The sequence below is a fragment of the Candidatus Nomurabacteria bacterium genome, assembly GCA_020631975.1.
Taxonomy (GTDB): Bacteria; Patescibacteriota; Saccharimonadia; order Saccharimonadales; family CAIOMD01; genus JACKGO01.
This window is the reverse complement of the sequence record JACKGO010000001.1, coordinates 191,138-210,692: the sequence shown is the minus strand read 5'-3', so window position 1 is coordinate 210,692 and position 19,555 is coordinate 191,138. Positions and strand designations below refer to the sequence as shown.

General features: G+C 41.9%; 18 protein-coding genes. 4 read left to right on the top strand and 14 right to left on the bottom strand.

Translation table 11 applies throughout. The features are described 5' to 3' along the window. Positions 1-28 precede the first annotated feature (28 nt). On the top strand, positions 29-1,057 hold the full coding sequence (gene queA, locus H6795_01080; GenBank protein ID MCB9817116.1) for a tRNA preQ1(34) S-adenosylmethionine ribosyltransferase-isomerase QueA: 1,029 nt from the start codon (positions 29-31) through the stop codon (positions 1,055-1,057). Here queA and H6795_01075 read toward each other — a convergent pair. From H6795_01075 to H6795_01060, 4 genes are all read right to left on the bottom strand, one after another. Then, positions 1,050-1,463, bottom strand: a complete 414-nt coding sequence (locus tag H6795_01075) for a hypothetical protein (GenBank protein ID MCB9817115.1) — start codon at positions 1,461-1,463, stop codon at positions 1,050-1,052. The two genes, queA and H6795_01075, sit on opposite strands and share 8 nt — an antisense overlap. 52 nt (positions 1,464-1,515) lie before the next feature. Continuing rightward, positions 1,516-2,151 carry an HAD-IB family phosphatase gene (locus tag H6795_01070; GenBank protein ID MCB9817114.1) on the bottom strand — a complete coding sequence of 212 codons (636 nt, stop codon included), beginning with the start codon at positions 2,149-2,151 and terminating at the stop codon, positions 1,516-1,518. A gap of 78 nt (positions 2,152-2,229) precedes the next feature. After that, positions 2,230-2,484, bottom strand: a complete 255-nt coding sequence (locus H6795_01065) for a hypothetical protein (GenBank protein MCB9817113.1) — start codon at positions 2,482-2,484, stop codon at positions 2,230-2,232. Between the two features lie 538 nt (positions 2,485-3,022). Further along, positions 3,023-3,469: a hypothetical protein gene (locus tag H6795_01060; GenBank protein MCB9817112.1), complete on the bottom strand. Its 447-nt coding sequence runs from the start codon at positions 3,467-3,469 to the stop codon at positions 3,023-3,025. Positions 3,470-3,585: 116 nt separating this feature from the next. On the opposite strand from H6795_01060, the gene tgt reads away from it, so the two are divergent. After that, positions 3,586-4,830, top strand: coding sequence for a tRNA guanosine(34) transglycosylase Tgt (gene tgt, locus H6795_01055; protein MCB9817111.1), 1,245 nt, complete (start codon positions 3,586-3,588; stop codon positions 4,828-4,830). Positions 4,831-4,842: 12 nt separating this feature from the next. On the opposite strand, the gene H6795_01050 is transcribed toward tgt, so the two are convergent. From H6795_01050 to H6795_01005, 10 genes are all read right to left on the bottom strand, one after another. Further along, a complete protein-coding gene (locus H6795_01050; GenBank protein MCB9817110.1) occupies positions 4,843-5,511 on the bottom strand; it encodes a queuosine precursor transporter in 669 nt (222 codons plus the stop codon). Between the two features lie 80 nt (positions 5,512-5,591). Continuing rightward, the gene (locus H6795_01045) at positions 5,592-5,771 is read right to left on the bottom strand and encodes a hypothetical protein (protein MCB9817109.1); all 180 of its coding nucleotides are present in this window, start codon (positions 5,769-5,771) and stop codon (positions 5,592-5,594) included. A gap of 13 nt (positions 5,772-5,784) precedes the next feature. Continuing rightward, a complete protein-coding gene (locus H6795_01040; protein ID MCB9817108.1) occupies positions 5,785-6,441 on the bottom strand; it encodes a hypothetical protein in 657 nt (218 codons plus the stop codon). Position 6,442: 1 nt separating this feature from the next. Continuing rightward, positions 6,443-7,141: a VIT family protein gene (locus tag H6795_01035; protein MCB9817107.1), complete on the bottom strand. Its 699-nt coding sequence runs from the start codon at positions 7,139-7,141 to the stop codon at positions 6,443-6,445. 153 nt (positions 7,142-7,294) lie between these two features. Beyond that, a complete protein-coding gene (locus H6795_01030) occupies positions 7,295-7,582 on the bottom strand; it encodes a WhiB family transcriptional regulator (protein MCB9817106.1) in 288 nt (95 codons plus the stop codon). A 155-nt stretch (positions 7,583-7,737) separates the two neighbouring features. Further along, positions 7,738-8,910, bottom strand: a complete 1,173-nt coding sequence (locus tag H6795_01025) for a hypothetical protein (protein ID MCB9817105.1) — start codon at positions 8,908-8,910, stop codon at positions 7,738-7,740. 130 nt (positions 8,911-9,040) lie between these two features. After that, positions 9,041-10,276, bottom strand: coding sequence for an ABC transporter permease (locus tag H6795_01020; GenBank protein ID MCB9817104.1), 1,236 nt, complete (start codon positions 10,274-10,276; stop codon positions 9,041-9,043). Continuing rightward, a complete protein-coding gene (locus H6795_01015; GenBank protein ID MCB9817103.1) occupies positions 10,273-11,037 on the bottom strand; it encodes an ABC transporter ATP-binding protein in 765 nt (254 codons plus the stop codon). Before H6795_01015 ends, H6795_01020 begins: the two co-directional genes overlap by 4 nt. 6 nt (positions 11,038-11,043) lie before the next feature. Continuing rightward, on the bottom strand, positions 11,044-16,827 hold the full coding sequence (locus H6795_01010; GenBank protein MCB9817102.1) for a hypothetical protein: 5,784 nt from the start codon (positions 16,825-16,827) through the stop codon (positions 11,044-11,046). A gap of 372 nt (positions 16,828-17,199) precedes the next feature. Next, entirely contained in the window at positions 17,200-17,517 is a 318-nt protein-coding gene (locus H6795_01005) for a DUF805 domain-containing protein (GenBank protein MCB9817101.1), read from the bottom strand. Between the two features lie 500 nt (positions 17,518-18,017). Between H6795_01005 and H6795_01000 the strand changes: the two genes are divergently transcribed. Together H6795_01000 and H6795_00995 are read left to right on the top strand one after the other, a co-directional pair. Next, complete coding sequence (locus H6795_01000) at positions 18,018-18,443, top strand: response regulator (GenBank protein MCB9817100.1); 426 nt, start codon at positions 18,018-18,020, stop codon at positions 18,441-18,443. Positions 18,444-18,698: 255 nt separating this feature from the next. Beyond that, positions 18,699-19,529: a hypothetical protein gene (locus H6795_00995; GenBank protein ID MCB9817099.1), complete on the top strand. Its 831-nt coding sequence runs from the start codon at positions 18,699-18,701 to the stop codon at positions 19,527-19,529. Positions 19,530-19,555 lie beyond the last annotated feature (26 nt).

The window sequence follows — 19,555 nt, the reverse complement described above, 5'->3', positions numbered from 1 at the left end:
TAGCGCTAATCTGTTACTATTACCTAGTATGAAAATTTCTGATTACAACTACGACTTACCAGAAGATAAAATAGCATTGCAACCAGTAAAAATCAGAGGCACATCGAACTTATTAGTGCTGCACAAAAAAAGTGGCGCGATAGAAGATAAAAAATATAGCGATATTGTAGACTATTTGCAAAACGGTGATGTACTTGTATTAAATGACACAAAAGTCATAAAAGCCCGCTTGAACGTCACTAAGCAAAATGGCGCAAAGCGCGAATTAATAATATTAGAAAAGCATGGTATTAATGATGACTGGCACACCCATAAAATAATGTACCGTAGAAAACTAGCTGTAGGCGATGTACTTACTGTGGGCAAAGCCACGATAACAGTTAATAAAATTCTGGGTGATGGTTTGGCGATTGTGCAAAGTAGTATGGACTTACTTGACGTGGCAGAGCAGTATGGTTCTGTGCCACTGCCACCATATATCCACAGGGATGTAAAAGAATCAGATACCGAACGTTACCAAACTGTATGGGCAAAAGAACAAGGTTCTGTCGCGGCACCTACAGCGAGCCTCAATATGACAGATGATACCTTAGCAAATTTACAAAGCAAGGGCATTCATGTGGTATACGCAACGCTTCATGTTGGGTTAGGCACGTTTATGCCTATCCGTACAGATAACGTCGAAGACCATGTGATGCATAAAGAATATTTTGAATTGCCCAAAGAGACAATTGCAACCATCCAGACGGCCAAACGTAATAATCATCGTGTTGTTGCGCTTGGTACTACCATTACTCGCACCCTTGAATACTGTCATAGCCAAATTATGCAGCAAAAGCCCGGCGATGTTACCGGTGAAGCTGATATTTTTATGTACCCGGGATACAAATTTAAGATAGTAGATGCATTACTCACAAACTTTCATGCCCCTAAAAGTACTGTGCTTATGCTGGCTGCTGCCTTTGCTGGCTGGCCAAATCTAAAGCAAGCTTATGAACACGCCGTAGAATCTAACTACAAGTTTCTCAGCTACGGTGATAGTATGCTCATTATATAGTTGGTTTTGTTACATGCATAACATACTCACCAAGCATAAATGCTAAATGTGTAATTTTAGTTTCGTTTCTTTCGCCGGTATCGTGTACACCAAGTGCATAACCCTGTGCCAGCGTATAATGCATTTCTGCGGCGTCAGCAGACGTTGCATCGTGAAATTCTCTACCTTTATAGTCTAGTCGTTGTGCTATATGTTCCCACCCTATAGCTAATGTATCAATACGTCCTAGTCGCTCTACTCCACGTTCATCATCGTCTTGCATTAACGACTCCGACATGTCTGCCACTAAAACATAGGCTAGATATAACAGCCCACCACGCATAGAACTCTTTAAAGGATTACGTGTTTGCAACGATCTTACAATTATTTTTGTTGATGAAAAAAGGTCTTCTGGTGAAACTGCCATTTAATATCCTTAGCTCCACCCATTTTATGCTACGGCTATTATAGCATCTTACTTATACCACTATGTCTAGAATTTCATCTAAACCAGTGATTATATACCTTGCCTCGTGCTTAATATTTGACCCAGTAAAGGTGACACCATTACCAGTTAGTTTAAATAGTTCTATATCATTTGCGCCATCACCAACCACAAGGCATTCTTTTGGTGTGCATTGTAGTTCATTACATAATTCTAAAAGCATTTCTGCTTTATAATGTGCATCATTTTTTACAGAGTCAATTCTTTGTAACATATCAAATTCATTAAATATAAATGTATTTGCCGCGCGCCAATGTTTGATGTCTAATTCTTCGGCTACCGCTTTAACCAAAATATCCATGGCGCCAGAAACTAAAGCAACGCTATATCCTCTACTTTGTAGTAAAGCAACCACTTTTTTTGCGTGTGGCACGTATGTGTAATTTGACAGTATCTTCCAAATTGCTTGGTATGATATATCACCACGTTGCTTATAAATTTCACATAGTATTTGCTGACCCATAGCATCGGTGATTATGCGCTGTTGGGACCATCGCACGAGAATGTCATCTTCTGCTGTCGAAACGCCCATTGCTATATTTAAATTTAGCCAAGAATTTTCTCTAATGAGCGTTTTGTTTAAATCAAAGGCGATTAGCTTTGGTTCCATGCATATACTATAGATTGTTTGTCATCAAAATAAAAAACGCCGCATAAATATGCGACGATTTTATACAAGAGCTTGCAGCTAGTAGGTAGCTACGAGCGTCCAGTCTTTTTGTGGGTTTTGGCGGAGGTGAAAGTTGTTATGACCATCAGTCATTTCAAAAATTCGGATTACACCACTTGTTGTTTGCACGAGCATTTGCAAGCCAGATTCTACAAACTGGTGATGTCCACCGTCGTACTCAATACGCTTAGGAAAGCTCTTGAGTTGCCCATTTTTGTTCGTAAAGTACAAAGCCGTTACATCGACTTTTTGGTTTAATATAGTTTTAGCCATATTCTTTGTCTCCAGACTTTAAAGTTTTGTAAAGCCGAACGGGATTGGAGGCGATAGTAACCTTATAACAATACCGTAATTTTGAGGTGATAGATTGGTTTGTTAAAAATGCGATAGTAGAGTGAAATATATCTGTATGTATAGAACGAAAGTTTCGCATTTTAGCAACCAAGGTGCGTATCAAAACATGGTAGCTGTTATAGGGTTACTATCTAAATGTTGATGATCATTACGCTTGCGTACCGTTCGTAGCTCGCTAGCGCTAACCATTGCAACAAATGAATATGGTGTTTGTAGGGACGCTTAACAGCCAATTGGCTATCAGTGAGTGTGCAAACATCTTGTCATGCAGCTTGTAAATTAAATTAGCAGTTTTTGCCAAAGTACTCACATAGCTACTTATAGTATAAATGGTATATGCTACGGATGCGAAGACTGTATTGTTGTAGATTTTTAGTATTAAAAAAACCACCAGACAAATGGTGGTTGGGGTGGGGCGGTCAGGACGGTAAAGTCCTAACGCGCCCCACCCTTGACCCTAGGCAGGCTCGGTGACCGCAATGAAGTATGCTGAGATTACTTCAGCGCCGTAAATTACGGCATCTTCCAGCTCCAGCACCTTGTTGATTACTTGCATGACGACGTTTTCGGCAAGTGCAGTCTGTGAAAACGTCACCGCCTCTGCCTTGTGCTCGTCGATGAAACGGCGACCAACTGCTTCGGCAATGAGCATCCAGCCGTCGAAGTATGCGGCGTGCATATCTTCGTACGTCGTTGCGACCGAGCTTTTCGGGTCGCCGAACCATGCATTGGCCGCATCCACGAAATGAAGGCCTTGTTCTGGCCCTCCGTGGAACATTGCTTGCACATCTCGCATTAGCAATCCTTGAATTGCGAGAGCAGGCGAAGTTCCAGCCTCCAAGTCTTGGATTGTCTTGTCGATGTTGTCGCTGACGGCATTTGTCAGTGGACTGACAGAAACCATTTTACCTCCCTAAAGATCTAAGGGCACCGGGTTGTGCCACTTCTAACGATATATTATACCATATTTGTCAATTAGTGAATGAGACTTCTGCTTATCTGTTACAATAGTGGTTGATTATGAAGACAGCTTTAACGTTTACAATTACATCACGGCTCAAAGGCACGTTAGCGCGAACGGGTGTTATTGCAACACCCCACGGCACTATACAAACGCCTGCCTTTATTGTAGGTGGCACAAAAGCTACCGTAAAAGCACTCACCCCAGAACAAGTTAAAGATCTCGGCGGGCAGTCTATTCTTGCCAACACCTACCATCTTATGCTGCGGCCAGGTGCAGATGTGGTACAACGGGCAGGTGGCCTAGGTGCATTTATGAACTATGACGGACCAACATTTACCGATAGTGGGGGGTTTCAGGTATTTAGCCTGGGTGTTGCCTATAAAAAAGGTATAGATAAAGTTGCCCACAGCCAAAAAGGCGAAGCAGAGGCAGCTAAAAAGTCAGCTGATCAGTTAGCAAAGGTAACAGAAAAGGGTGTACATTTTAGAAGCCATATAGACGGTCAAAAACTGATGATGACGGCAGAAAGCTCTATGGAGCTACAGCATCAAATTGGTGCAGATATTCATATGGCATTTGATGAATGCCCAGCGCCATTGGCAGACCGTACCTACATAATAGATTCGCTTAACCGCACACACGCCTGGGCAGAGCGGTGCCTGATCCGTCACAAAGAACTAAATGCTGAACACGCTAAAAATGGTGAATTTTTACAAGCACTATACGGTATTGTGCAAGGTGCTCGGCACGAAGATTTACGTAAGCAAAGCGCAAACTTTATGGTAAGCAGAGATTTTGATGGGTATGGAATTGGCGGAGTCTTTGAGCCAGGCGAAATCCCCACAGTTGTTAAGTGGACCAACCAAACATTGCCAGAAGACAAGCCACGTCACTTACTAGGAATGGGTGCACAACCCGTAGACCTGTTTTTGGGTATCGAGTATGGCGTAGATACATTTGACTGTGTTGCACCAACCCGCCAAGCCCGCAATGGGTCCATCTATACCAAAGATGGCCGCATAAACATAACCAACAGCAAGTTTGCCAAAGACTTTGATCCAATAGAAAATGATTGTGATTGTTATAGTTGCAATGGCTACAGCAGAGCATATATAAACCATTTATTTAAAAGCGACGAAATATTAGGCGCCACACTGGCTAGCATTCATAACGAACGCTTCGTGGTGCGTACTGTAGACGAAATCCGCCGTAGTATAGAAGATAATACATTTTTTGAGCTAAAAAAAGCATTCTTACACCGCTACTACGGCAATGCTGTGCCGAACTTTGCGGGTGTGTAATTCTAGTAGTAACTAGTTATATAACCCGAGTTTGGGTTCTTCAAAGGTGTCTAAACGTTCTTTTTTCTTTAGGTAGGTAATAATCTTCATAGTAAGGGGTGACAGGGCAATTTCTGTTACTATTTTTATCGCATAAACAGTTGCTATAAGTTGCACCATTGTTTGCCCACTAATGGTACCCCCAAATGCCAGTACACTAAAAATAATGGTATCTATCAAGCTACCAATGGCAGACGAACTTACTAAACGATTCCATAATTTTTTGCCCTTTGTTTTTATTTTTAGTTTTGCCAAAATGTAGCTATTCAGTAGCTCGCCAACAAAGAACGCTACCATACTGGCAAAAACGATTCGCCATACAACACCTAATATCACCGTATACGCAGCTTGGTTTTGCCAGTCTGCTGGACTTGGTAATACCTGAACAATAGCAAATACTACAGTTGTAAGCGCGAGCATCGCAAGGCCTATGTAGAGTAACCGACGCATACGCCTAAAGCCATAAATTTCTGTAATTATATCACCAATGATATATGCAAGCGGGAATAATATTGTACCAGCATCAAAAACTAGGTTTCCAAGCTGTACAAGCTTTACACTTGCTATGTTACTCACGATGAGCGTCGTGATAAGTAGCGCGACTAATACTTCGTAATAGATAAATGTTTTTTTAGTAGGCATACAAAAAATAAGTAGTTAATTAATTTTTACGATTTTGTATGTCACCTAAAAAACGTATATATTCAATTATACCAAACTATTTACACTAAGCTAATAAGATATAATGCAACGGCAATTGCCAAGAAAATATTTATATAAAAGAACACAATCAGTAGTTTACCAATAAAAGTATCCTTGAATGTACTTTGCTGAATCATTCTAATACATAGTACTAAGAATAGTGGTAAAACGAGTAATGTAAACGCTCCAAAAAATTGCATATAAGCTCCTTTGTTACCCTAGTATATTGATAGATCGCGCAATAAGCAATGCCAACGTAAATACAGAAACAAGCGACTGTACACCCATAAGTCCTTTCGCTTGCAGAGTAAGGGGTTTGGTATCAGCAGAAGCAAAATTCACCGCATTCGTGACAGAAAGATAAAGGTAGTCTAGAAATACTGGTTGCCAACCGGGAAATTCGTGCGGCAAGTCTTGTTGCGTAAACTGAAAGTCTTTATCGTTTTTTGTCCATGATTTACCACTAAGACCAGGACTATCTATTTCCCAGTACCATAAGCTAAATACAATGATATTTGTAAGAAATATGGCAATTGCAGAAGCAAGTAGTTCGTAACCAGCAATTACGCGATCAGAACGAATAAGTTCATTTAAAACGAGCACTAAAGAACTGATATTCGCGGCCGTTATGATGCCAATTAATATAATAGAGAGCGTATGGTGAAATATATTATTTTCTAAATGGCGCCGCTTTGCAGTGATACCTATTATGGTAACGAGTGCTATTTCTATTGCAAACACTACGTATTGCGGACCAAAGTGCAAACTGGGGCTAAGCACCCAAGATATCGTTTGTAGAACAATTGCCATAATCAATGCCATTTGTACACTAAAGAGCTCTTTGGCAGAAATAGGCCGAATAGATTTCATACTATGCCACCGATACTCCAAATAGCACACCTATACCATACGTAATAATCATAGCCGCTAAACCACCCATCACGACACGAATTGTAGCGCGCCGCACTGGGGCATTACCAATCTTCGCGCTTAAATAGCCTGTTAAAGCTAATGCAATAAGTACAGAAATAAAAGTAATACCAATTCGGACCGATTGCGGAGTCGCTAGAATGGCAATTACTGGGATTAACCCACCAAAAGTAAATGATATCGCAGACGCATACGCAGCATGCCAAGGATTCGTCAGATCATCTTCATCAAGACCAAATTCTACTTCTAGATGAGCTTGCAAAGCATCTTTGGCAGTAAGTTCTTTGGCTACTTTTTTTGCCGTTACTGTTGATAGGCCTTTGCTTTTATAAACATTTGTTAATTCTTGCAATTGTTCAGTAGGGTGCTCTTTTAATTCTTTCTTTTCATTAGCAATATAGGCTTTTTCTGCGTCACGTTGTGTGCTGACTGAAATATACTCACCAGCAGCCATAGAAAGCGCCCCAGCTACTAACCCAGCTATTCCGGCAGTTGCAATGACATTTGTATCAGAAGTCGCCCCAGCAACACCCACGACCAAACCGGCAATAGATACAATACCGTCGTTTGCACCCAGTACTGCAGCCCGTAGCCAGTTTAATTTTGATTTTGAAGTATCATTTATAAGATTATTTAACATAGCAATTACATAATATCAGAGTCCTACACATTAATATACAAAGTTTATAGTGCCGGATAGGTGACAATAAAGCAGGCCGAAGCCTACACGTCATATATTCTAAAATACAACTCTTCTCTTAGTAATGTACGCTGCTTATACATGTGTGTAAGTTTATATAGGACCGTCTGTTTTTTTAGCTATTATATCCTTAGCCTTACGATTAAGTGCGCGACGCTCACCAGCACTTTTGCCACCTAAGATACCATGTTCATAATTGTGTATAAGCGCGTTTGCTAAGCAATCCTTTTGTACCGGACAGCTTAGGCAAATATTTTTAGATTTTCTAGTTGAACCTCCTTTTTTAGGAAAGAATACTTCTGGATCTGTTTGTGCGCATACGGCATGGCTTTCCCAGCCATTTGTTGGTTTATCGAGACCGAGTGCTTCTAGTTTTGCCATATCTCTAGGTGCCACACTAGGATATAGCGGGGCTGTGTGTGGCTTTCTGGAAATGCTAGGTTCGATAGCTTCGTCAAATGAGCTACCTGTAGTATCTCGAAGATTCTTGCTAACGTCTTTATTACGTACCAGTCGTTCTTTATTGTGCACACCGTTTACTGTACGGGGCGCCCGTGGGCTAAAAAATCTTGTATAGCCTCTTGGTCTGCATTTTCTGTATATGACCTACCAGCGAGTGCATAATGTGTAGCATTCGTGTCTGGGTTAATTGTTTTAACAATTGCTTTTGTGTTACCCGAAAGCGCAAACACGGCTTCGCATCGCCCTATACTACTTCTTACTTTTTTTAGTGTTAGTCTATGATCAAGGTGCTGTAAATCTTCAAACAGGCTAACAGCGTCAATACCATCTGGTTGATTTGCTAAGCCAAGTAACGTATAGCATGCATCCCATTCTAGCAATAGTCTACGACCGTCTATATAGAATGACGGAACCCATTGCCTACTGCTTTGTTCATCATCCGGCAATTTGCTGACTGCCAATCCCCAATCTGTCAGTTCTGTAAGATCTTGCTCTAATGATTCTTGATCGGGTTCTTCGGCATAGTCGTGCTGGCTAAGGTTTGGATCTCGTTGTGCGATAATTTCAGGTGTAGGAATAGTTTGGTTTAGCGCAGTAGGATCTGGTTCTGCTTGCTGAACACCACTTGACACGTCACCTACCCACGTAAATTTTTTTGAGCTAGTATAACCTTCTGATGTAATCAAGCCTGCTGATACTAGTGACGGAAGAACGTATTTATTCCAACGTTGACGAGCGGCTGATTCACTTAGCCCTAATGCATTACTTATGTGTTCTACTATTTGTCTTGGACGTACATGTTCACCTTTTTTTTGAATAAAATATTGCATAATTAGCTGCACTTCTTTTCTATCGTTAGGTAAAAAGAATTGATGACCTGCTTCAGGTTTGGGATTAGCCCAGGATGGTGCATCTTCAATATCAGGTGCTGTAGCACCGGTCTCATTAGCCAAAGTAGCTGGGTCTTCATGTAAAACTACATCCGGATATTCTATAGTTTCATTATTAATAGCTGCGCTTTCATTGACAGGTGCAATATAGCCGCGCATATAACTAACCATACGGCACGCCCGGCAGATTTTTTCGGCAGCTTTTGCAGCCTTACCTAGCTCTTTAAACGTTGCTAAACGATCACTAGAATCGTGAATTTCTGCTGCGTTAATTGCCATTTTTGCAATAGTATCACTTATGGGACATTCCGTTTCTACGGCACAAACCGACTCAGGGTTACCACTTGTATTTTTCATTTCTAACTCCTATTAGCTTTAATAGATATTATGACCATACAAAATATAATATGTCAATTTTTATAAGATGAACATGTCTGCTATGGCTCGTTAATCGTGTTATTTGTTACATTCTTTAGAAAAATATTGGTTATTCGCGGCGAAGTGCATCTATAGGGTTGATTTTTTCTGCTCTACGGGCTGGTAAGTACACAACAATTAGCCCTACAAAAGTCATAAAGATAACCATAGCCAAAATCATCAAAGGGGGGGAAGCAAATAAATCAAAACTTTCACGAACACCACGACGTAGTGCAAATACATTCATGATTGTATTTACAATTCTACCAATTAAATATGCGCCTAGTATTCCTACCACAGAACCAATAAACGATAAGAGCATTGCTTCAAGCACAAACAAGCGACGCATATCTACTGATCGTGCCCCAAGCGCCACCATGAGCCCAATTTCTCTGGTCCGCTCTAACAAAGATATGGTTAGTGTATTAAACATACCAAGGACGGCAACAACCATGCCAATGCTTCCAAAGCCTATTAAGATAAAGTTTAAAAACTTAAAGACTTGGTTTATTTCATTCAAAGTATCTACAGGTGATGAAGTTTCGAGCCCTAGACTCTCTATTTGTGCTCGGATTGTTTTAACGTCTTCTACGTTACGAGCACCCACCTTAAGTTGCGTTATGTTTTTAACACCAGCTTCACGAAAAATAGTATTCGATACAAACAGTTCTGCACCACTACCAGAGTCAATAACCCCTACAATAGGCAGTTCTTTATTGAGTGTTCCTGCCTTTTCGGTAGCATTTGAAAGGGGAATGGTAACCTCTATAGGTTTTCCTATGACGTCTGCTGGCTTTCCAGCTAACCCAATTGCTTCTAGTGCTGCTTTGTTTATAATAAGACCGCTCTTTTCAGTCTCATCACCTAGGAGTGAACCCTCTATGAGATTTAAATATGTTAAACTCTGGTACGGTTGGTCTACGCCATACACGATGCCATCAGACTCACTACCGCTTATTTTAAAACTACCCGGGAAATAGTAGGCTTGTCCAACGGTGTCTACGTTTGGAATCTCTTTAATGCGGTTTGTGTTTACGTCATCTATCTTAACAAGCCCTGCATTAGGACTACTAACATCTATGGTTTTAATAGACTGATTGCCGATAACCTGATTGGTCACCAGGCGCTGCAAACCGATACCGAAAGATAATAAGAAGAATATTGCACCTATGCCAATTGCGATGCCAAAAACCGTAAGACCTGTACGTAACTTTTTACTAAGTAAATTGCTCATGGCTATAGATAATAAAATGGACGGATGAACAGTAGACTTGTTAGCTAAAGACTTACGCTCAGATTTTTTCACGACGTTTCTCCGGCTAATGAAGCGATTCTGTTTTGGACGTCTTTTAAGATAAGCTTTACTTTACGCGGGATTGCATCATGAGTAATTTCACTGACTTCGCCATCTTGGATTTCTAACAAATGCGTAGCCAGTGAAAGATATTCTAGGTTATGCGTTACGAGTACGATTGTTTTGCCCTGATTATCGCGCAAATCTTTTAATAAATTCATAATCATATCACCATTTTTACTGTCCAGGTTTCCGGTTGGCTCATCGGCAATAATGACAGGTGGATCACTGACGATAGCACGCACCATAGCTATCCGCTGCTGTTCACCACCAGAAAGCATCGTAGGGTACTTTCTTGCGTATTCGTGCATATTCACTTTTGCAAGTGCTTCTTTGGCTATTTTATGAGCACCATCTTTAGTGTATCCAAGAAAATAGAGTGGCATAGATACGTTTTCTAAAACATTGAGGCTTTTTACCCAGTAGTTCGTTTGGTATACAATGCCAAGTTGACGCGCTCTAAAATTTGCAAGCTCATTATTCGTATTTGCATAAATATCTTCATTGCTAAACCTAATGAGGCCTTTCGTAGGTTTTTGCAGCCCACTAATAATGTTAAGCAAGCTAGATTTGCCGCTGCCAGATGCTCCGTATATAATGGTAAATTCTTTTTCTGGAATGATAATGTTCGCTTTTTTAACGGCATGCACAACCTGATCACCACTTGTAAAGGTGAGTTCTACGTCTTTGGTGGTAAACAATGGTGTTTGCATAAATATTTATAATCCAAATATTGAACGTAATGAATTAAATACAATTGTAAGAACATTGTCTGATGCACGGCCAATGATAGCGGTTTCGGTGCTACCCGTGCCTTGGTTGTTTGCGCCATCAGCAGAAAGAGGCTGCAAACTAAACACTCTCGATGTAGGCAAATCGGATACTATTACTAAATGTTCTGTTGTTAATTTGGTATCTTCTGCTGTTTTGCTATTGAATGTGACCGCACCGGAACCTTCACTGTAGGCAACTTGGCTGGTAGCTGGTTCGTCTGTTCGCCATGAAACAACTATTTGTCCGCGTGCTTCAGATCCGCTCCCACGAATTGATGATTCTACTACAATATCAGAAATATTTGGTGGCCGTGTGTCTAGCGCTGTCTTAAATAACTGCTTGTCAGATACCGCCAGATTGCCATCGGCATCGCGGCTTTGGGCAACAAGGCTATAGTCACTATTATCACGCAAGTTCTTAATAGTAACTTCATGATTAAGCGTCATATTAGAGTCTTGTTGTTCTGCGACAGGACCACCAATGACACCATACGTTACTTGTGAAGTACTGGGGACATTCGTTTGCCAAGATACTTTTTGAGTACTCGTAGGCTCGCCGGTAACAGGCTGGAACCGCAAGTTAGTAATACGTGGTCGTGGTGGGGTAGCAAAGGATGCAATATTGCCTTTATATTCTGCGCCTTCTGAATCGTAGGTGCTCACCATATAGTAATACTTTGCACCATCTGTTAGATCTTGCAATTGCACTTGATAGCGTGACTCACTGGTAGAAGTATTAACGTTAATAATGCCACCAAACGATTCACTTGTGCCATAATATACCGTCGCCTTTGTGGCGCCCCTCGTTGTAAAATCAATCGTTGCGCCAGATAGGCTGACATTGCTCGCTGTAACTTCTTTGATTGATGGGGCAGGCAATGTAGTAAAGCTTTTTTCTGTAGTTTTGCCAGTATTACCATCCTCATCAGTCCACTTAGCTACGTAGTAATACGTTGTGCCAGGTGCTAAATTATCAAGTCGCAGTGTATGATCTGTTACTTGAGCAGAATTACCAACTTCGCTAGAACTGTATTCGCCACTTTTCGTTCCGATTGCTATCTTAGAATCACTCGCTCTATCTGTCGCCCACTTCACAGTCGCTTTTTTAGTCGTCACATTATTTATGACCGGTTGGCTCGTGATGCCTGCTGGGCTCGTAAACTTACCAGTTGGAGTTTCATACACAACCGTTCCTGTAGCACCGCAATTATTAGTACTATCACACGCAGTTACCCTATAGTAATAACGCTGTTTGGATAAGCCTGCGTCTATATATGTTGTGCTAGAGCTACTGCCAACTTGTGAAAATGTAACATTGTCATTCGATCGGTACACCTTGTAATTAGCGATACCAGCGCCCGCGTTCGTTGGTTCTTCCCACGTCAGGGCAAGTCTCCAGTTACTTGTTGCTTTAATAGAAACATCCACGATATCTGTATTGCGGGGAATGCCAGGCGATGGTGTATTCGCCGTGAAAGTAACCGAAGCATAGTTGGCATAATTAATATTATTTGATTCATCTTTTGCTACTACATATAAAGTGTTTTGGCCCGGTTGGGTAGCGTACGGTCCTAAACTTAAGACTGTAGAGCCTGCTGCTGTATAGGCACATGAACCCGCCGATGGTGTGGTATTAACAGTGTAGCAATACGTTAGGTTGTTACTATCGCCAATGAATGTTGTAGGTGTATCCCAGTTAAAACCAAATGAATTCGTCGTGCTATAGCTAGGCGTGGCTGTTAGATTATTTGGTTCGCTTGGCGCGCCACTTGTGTTGATTTTTAACGTAGCTGTAGTGTAGTTGGTCGTAACGTTACCAGCGGCATCCCATGTTCTAAAATATACTGTGTTAATGCCTTCTGTTAAATTATTAAAATCTATTGGATCTTGCGTCATATATGAGCCGTCATTGGCTAATATATCGTTTATTTCTTGAGTGCCAGTGTGAAAGTCACCATACCATGTGCCATTTATGCCTATTTTATATTGCAAGCCAACCAAACCCGAGTTGTCATCTTGTGCAGCACCGGGCCCAGTTGTTGGCCATGTCATGGTAACTTGTTTCGTGTTAACAAAACCAGACGGGGCAGTTATAAACGTTGGGTTAGTAGGGGGTGTATTATCGAACCTAAAGCTAAACTGCATAGATGTCGCCGCAACGTTGCCAGCCATATCTATCGCACGCAACGTAAGATAATATGGGCTGTTAGAGCTAGTCATTGGAGTTTGCATATATCCAGGAGTTGCCAAATCTAAATTCGTGCCGGACACCAAAAATTGGCAGTTGCCACCAGTAGCAGTAGGGCTGTTGCCCAGTAGACCTTTCGTAGTTGTTGGGTCGGCCATGCTATCTTGCCCTACGTATGCGCAGTATCCCCTAACACCGCCTTGACCGTCTGACCCAGCATCCCAAGTAAAGTATGGTGAAGCACCATTTGTCCAATTATTTTGTGGAAGGGCACTACCGCCATTGGCAGTATATCCGTTAATTGGGTTGGCGCTATTAGTTGGTTTACTTGTATCCGACGTGGCTTGTGCGCTCACACCATCTAACGATATTTGTTGCGTACCGTCACCAGATAATACTGCTTGCCATCGCATACCATCAAAAGTAATAGGTAAGCTATCAAAATGAGTGGTTATCGTTGCTTTATCATTCGCTTGCGCCAGCGAACCAGACACCGCCCAGGTGCTGCCGTTCCAATATAACCACGAGGTACCTGCATCCACAGAAATCCTATAAAACACATTGCCCCCGTTTGTAGTTGATGTATCGTCAATGGTATCCCAATGCCACACACCACTTGTCCGCACGCTTGTCGTTGGGCTAATTGCTTGGGGTGTATTTTTATACGGTGTGGTCGTAAAGCTTGGTCGCACCTCTGAGCTTAAGCGCATTTCATCTAACAACCCATCAAATCGGGCAAGTGGTTTACCATATTCACGCCCGCCATATCCTGTGCCAACGAGTACATCACGATTGCTTGTGGCAACACTAAAGGATTTTGTCAAAGATCCGTCTAGGGCGCCATCAATATATATTTTCATGGTAGATCCATCGTAGGTTGCAGCAATATGATGCCAATTAGTATCAAAAGTATTTGTGTTAGATTGTACATAGCCGTTATCGCCCCATGTCCAGACATTGGCATCTACATTTGCGCTAGAACCCGTCCCAGCATATAGCTTGCCTTTATACGCACTAAAGGAACGAACTTCTTCTACCGTATTTGCCCATGAGCCATTAGTGCTATTCCCACCAATTTTGCTCCAATTTGTACCATCGTATTTCCAAACTTCGCCATCGCCCGTGCTACTACCAAGTCCAGCTATTAGTTCACCATTATAGCTTGCTATGGTACGGACACGTTCATAAGTGCCAGAAACCCAGCTATTATTAATATCGTCACCGCCAATTTGTATCCAGGCTGTGCCGTCATATTCCCAGACTTCTGCATCATCTGCACTGTTTCCTAGCCCCACGTAAAGTTTATTATTAAATGGCATCATAGATTCAACCTGCTCATGCATATTAGTGGTAGTTGGGTCCCAGCTGCCAAAAACACCGTCGCCACCGATTTTTGTCCAAACCGACCCGTTCCAGCGCCATACTTCTGAATCACCAGCACTCGCACCTAAACCAACGTAGAGTTGCCCGTTTAATACACCCATGGCACTTACGCGTTCATAATTTGTCGTCCAACCATTGTTTTTACTATCACCGCCAATATGTGTCCATGATGATCCATCCCATTGCCATACTTCGGCATCATTGCCACCATTACCAAGCCCGGCATATAAGTAACCACCAAAACTAGCTAACGAATTTACTTCTTCGTAATTATTAGCCCAACCGCCATTATCGCCATCGCCACCGATTTTCGTCCAACTCGTGCCAGTAAGCTCCCAAACCTCACCGTCCCCTGTAGACGCACCCAGACCAACATATAACTTACCATTATGGCTACTCATAGAAGATACCCATTCATACGTATTTGGGTCCCAGCTGCCATTAACACCTTGGCCACCAACAAGCTCCCAGCCATTACCATTTGTACGCCATACTTGTGCAGAACCTGCTGCAATACCAAGCCCAGCGTATAAATAATCACCAGCTACTTGCATGACTTCTACTGAACCTTGACCATAATATCCCCAACTATTATTGAGGTGTTGGCCACCTAGAACTGTCCAGCTACTACCATTGTACGAATATAAATAACCACCACCTCTGGCGTCATATAAACCAGCATAAACCTTACCCATACTAGACGTAAGGGCAAATACGCTGTCACCTTCGTTAGTGGACCAACTACTGTTTACACCATCGCCACCGATTTGGCTCCAGGTTGTACCGTTATACTCCCATAGCTCACCATCGCCATTTCCACTGCCTAGACCGGCATATAATACTGACCCATCATTCGCCAAGCTATATACTGATTCGTAATTTGTATTCCAGCTGCCACTTACACCGTCGCCACCGATTTGGCTCCAGGTTGTACCGTTATATTTCCAGACTTCTGCGTCTGTCGTGCCGTCACCTATGCCTGCATAAAGCTGACCACCCATGTAGCTAAGCGAGCGCACTGATTCGTAACTTGTATTCCAGCTGCTACTTACCCCATCGCCACCGATTTTCGTCCAAGAGCTACCGTTCCAACGCCATACTTCTGCGTCGCCTGTAGAATTACCAAGCCCAGCATATATGTTCGTTCCATCGTCTGTTAACGCATAAACACTTTCGTAACCACCAGCCCAGCCACTATTGATGCCGTCGCCACCGATTTTCGTCCAAGAGCTACCGTTCCAGCGCCATACTTCTGCGTCGTTAGCACTCGCACCAAGCCCTGCATATAACTGGCTGTTTACAAAGCGTAGGGAAGGGACGTTCTCAAAAGTAGATGCTCCCCAACCACTATTGATACCGTCGCCACCGATTTTCGTCCAAGAGCTACCGTTCCACACCCAAACTTCGCCATCGCCAGCTGTGTTACCAAGCCCAGCGTAAATATTTGTTCCATCTGTAGCAAGCGAGGTTACTTCTTCAAAGGTCTGGTCAACCCAACCATTATTGATGCCATCGCCACCAATCATCGTCCATGCAGCTCCGTCCCACCGCCATACTTCAGCATCGGAAACACTATTACCGATACCAGCATAGACCGTGTTACCAATGGCCACCGTACTAGATACCAACCGTTTGCCACCGACATTCCAGCCACCACCTGCTTGTGTCCAGTCTGTAGCATTTGCATTTGCTAGCTCATACGTTAATTTACCAGTTTCATTATCAAAATACACTTGGTAGTCACCTTTGTCTATGACAGCATTGCGCCTATCGCTACTACTTACAGTAAAATTATTATTGAACTTTACCCAGCTTTCGATACTTTGCTGTTGCCCAAGCTGTAAACTCGGACTATTCGGCACAGAGATACTAGTGTCTGTACCGTTTAAACTAACTGCGTTATTTAGATTGCCCGATGCAAAGTTACCATTACTGAGTGTTGCATTGTTGGCATTACTAGAGCTGTCTCCTATAAATGCACCCCCAGACTCATCAAAATGATACAAAGCATTTGTTTGTGCGTCACTAGTATAATTTTGGGCTTTTAAGCGAGCTGCGCCAGATACAACTTCTATCCCATCGTCGTAACTATAGTCTGCAGCGTTGGTAAGATCCCAATCGTGCAAAATATCTGGAGCAGCCCGCAGCGGTGACTGCATAAGGAGTGTCACTATTAAAAAAGCGCTCAGTATACCCGTAGCATTTCTGGTGTGTGGTCTGAACTTCCATGTATCCCACTTTTGCAAAGCAGGGTAACGAACAAGCAACTTGGCGCGAAGAGGTTTTGTGTAATGGAGTCGTATATAGCTTATACACTTGGCTATAAGTACATACGATTTAATAATCGCTACACTAAAATACCGTAAAAATAACATGCTAAAGTGCTGTATAGACCTCTTGATAGATGTATACAATTTTCGTATTTTTTTACGATTAATATTTGTAGTTTTTATGATTCCCCTCCACAAAGAATATCTAGGTAAAATTATACCACATAAAGCATGAGCATGTAACCCTTTGAATCAACGATACTACAGTGTTTTTTTAGACGGTAAAATACCAACGATAATAAAACCAAATGGCACTATCAGGCCTATCGCCGCCCACAACACTGCATTGCCGGCATCACGGCCACGTTTTAAGAACAGTACCAAACTAACATAAAAATAGGCGAACGCTAAAAATATTAAACCTATCACAGCCATGAAGACAGCTGCATCATTAACATTAGATTCAAGCACCATCGCAGCTAAAAACACTGCCAATAAATAGCCCACATAAAGTACGATGATAGTCTTCCAATACGTAGCCCTGTTGATTCTTCCGTATGGAGAAAGTAGTGTATTCATTTGTATAATCATATCACTTAATAGTTTTTGTTTATATGTATGATAGTTTTGCCAAAAAATATATATAGAGGGTAGGGGGCCGATTGCTCGGCCGCCCTATAACCCGTACTCTGTGCTAGACTTCAGCGTCTAGCTCTCGGATGACGACAAAGTCCAGATCACTGAATTCGACCCACCCTGGGTCCGAGCCGTAATCTTTCTTGACTCGTTCCCGGAAAGCCTTGGCCACGTTCTTCTTATAATTTTTGTGGCCTGCAAGCGCTCGTTGCATCACTTGGTCGGTGATGCGCATACGCATCGCTGAAGTACAACTGTTGTCGTGAAAAACATCATACAGCGTGCTGGTACTTCTTGGCACCAGAACCACCGCCTAACATAGGTAGGAGTACAACACAATTTGTGTCAGGCTATTTATACCATTAATTGTGGCGCTAGCCAAGCACAAGCGCTAGTAGTTGCGGTGGTAAGTCAGTAACCTGTCGTTTATAATAAGCACTATCATGGATACCACATCACCTAAAAAAATCATCATTGTAGAAGATAACATGGATCTAGCAGAAATATATCGCACTCGGTTAGAGCTGCTCGGCTTTCAATGCTATATAGCATATAACGGTATTACGGCACTTTATTTTATTCAAAAAGAAATACCAGATTTAGTACTGCTAGACCTAATGATTCCAGATATAAGTGGTGGGCAAGTACTAGAAACCATGCGTAACAGTAGCTGGGGTAAAAATATCAAGGTACTTGTAGTATCTAACCTTAACGAAACAGAGGCACCATCAAATCTACGGCAACTCGGCATAGTTGGTTACCAGGTCAAAGCCAATATGTCTATGGATCAAATAGATAAACTTGTCATAGACGCACTTACGCCTGACCAGCCAGAGCCTCAAACTACCACTCCGCCCACAATAGGTTAATAATTCTTCACATATGTATTCCCAATAGTTCTATACTTTTTTGCAAGGTACTTAGAAATAACACCATTTCATCCACCCTTAACACCTACTTTAATCAAAATACATATATTTACGACGACCGTGTTAAATTTATGTATTTTTATAATTTTTTTACTAGGCTGGAATGAGGGTGCTTTTAAGGTAGTAAGTTTGTTATTATTACTGTTTTGTTATATTATATACTTTTAATATGGTGGTTTGTACAGTTATTTAGTTATGAATGAAGACAGGATATATGAAAGGTTTCGTAAACTTTCAGGCAAGCAAAGACAAATAGCTGCCAATAATATTGGTGAATGGCAAAAAATAGGGGAATCTCACCGCAATTTCGGGAAAGCAATTTTAGACTATGCTTATCCACATAGTCACGAACGACGAGATACGAATGCACTCCCTCTTCCGGCGCATCATTTAGTAAGCAGTTTATACCAAGATATCGCAGAAGGAGCACCAGTTACAAACCGCGTGAGACGTCTGGTTGGTAAGGTACTTTTACCCTCACTTGGAATACACCTGCCAGAAGCTACTCTGCAGACTGAAACTGCAAAAACTAATTATCGCTATTGCTCAGCGGCAGAAATTGGCTTTATAGACTGTCTAGACCAAATTAATGATACAGAAGACCTGGGCCAAAGTAGGACGAGCGTTTACTTCTATGACGAGGTCCCAATTATCTTTAGGAAATCACATGATGAGCCAACGGCATTAATGCTAGAAGACGCAAGCATAGATGGTCTTTATGTACCACAAGGTACTATAGTCGGAGTCGGACCAGCCATGAACACTCAGCCTATAGGTAAAAAAGATTTTATAGGTAATTGTGGCGTTTGGTCATTAGAAGCGTATGACGTTGAAGAAATCCATATAACTCCTGGGCGATTAAGCCCTTGGGCGCACAAACATTCAAGCGGATTAAAACCACTCTTTGGTGTGAATAATCCACGCAAAAAAGTCGTTAATCCCCGTAGATCAGGTCTGGTAAATAGTCTGCGTTTGTCTGACTTTAAAAAATCATCAAAAAAGTTAAGAAAAAAACTGACTATTTAACTATAAATCATAATTGGCATGTTTAT

Bases quoted from the DNA above. Each gene is read 5' to 3' on its own strand.
- H6795_01040 (MCB9817108.1), bottom strand. From the start codon at position 6,441: ATGAAATCTATTCGGCCTATTTCTGCCAAAGAGCTCTTTAGTGTACAA.
- H6795_01015 (MCB9817103.1), bottom strand. From the start codon at position 11,037: ATGCAAACACCATTGTTTACCACCAAAGACGTAGAACTCACCTTTACA.
- H6795_01045 (MCB9817109.1), bottom strand. From the start codon at position 5,771: ATGCAATTTTTTGGAGCGTTTACATTACTCGTTTTACCACTATTCTTA.
- H6795_01065 (MCB9817113.1), bottom strand. From the start codon at position 2,484: ATGGCTAAAACTATATTAAACCAAAAAGTCGATGTAACGGCTTTGTAC.
- H6795_01000 (MCB9817100.1), top strand. From the start codon at position 18,018: ATGGATACCACATCACCTAAAAAAATCATCATTGTAGAAGATAACATG.
- H6795_01005 (MCB9817101.1), bottom strand. From the start codon at position 17,517: ATGAATACACTACTTTCTCCATACGGAAGAATCAACAGGGCTACGTAT.
- H6795_01070 (MCB9817114.1), bottom strand. From the start codon at position 2,151: ATGGAACCAAAGCTAATCGCCTTTGATTTAAACAAAACGCTCATTAGA.
- H6795_00995 (MCB9817099.1), top strand. From the start codon at position 18,699: ATGAATGAAGACAGGATATATGAAAGGTTTCGTAAACTTTCAGGCAAG.
- H6795_01035 (MCB9817107.1), bottom strand. From the start codon at position 7,141: ATGTTAAATAATCTTATAAATGATACTTCAAAATCAAAATTAAACTGG.
- H6795_01025 (MCB9817105.1), bottom strand. From the start codon at position 8,910: ATGAAAAATACAAGTGGTAACCCTGAGTCGGTTTGTGCCGTAGAAACG.
- queA (MCB9817116.1), top strand. From the start codon at position 29: ATGAAAATTTCTGATTACAACTACGACTTACCAGAAGATAAAATAGCA.
- H6795_01030 (MCB9817106.1), bottom strand. From the start codon at position 7,582: ATGGCAAAACTAGAAGCACTCGGTCTCGATAAACCAACAAATGGCTGG.
- H6795_01010 (MCB9817102.1), bottom strand. From the start codon at position 16,827: ATGCAGTCACCGCTGCGGGCTGCTCCAGATATTTTGCACGATTGGGAT.
- tgt (MCB9817111.1), top strand. From the start codon at position 3,586: ATGAAGACAGCTTTAACGTTTACAATTACATCACGGCTCAAAGGCACG.
- H6795_01060 (MCB9817112.1), bottom strand. From the start codon at position 3,469: ATGGTTTCTGTCAGTCCACTGACAAATGCCGTCAGCGACAACATCGAC.
- H6795_01050 (MCB9817110.1), bottom strand. From the start codon at position 5,511: ATGCCTACTAAAAAAACATTTATCTATTACGAAGTATTAGTCGCGCTA.
- H6795_01075 (MCB9817115.1), bottom strand. From the start codon at position 1,463: ATGGCAGTTTCACCAGAAGACCTTTTTTCATCAACAAAAATAATTGTA.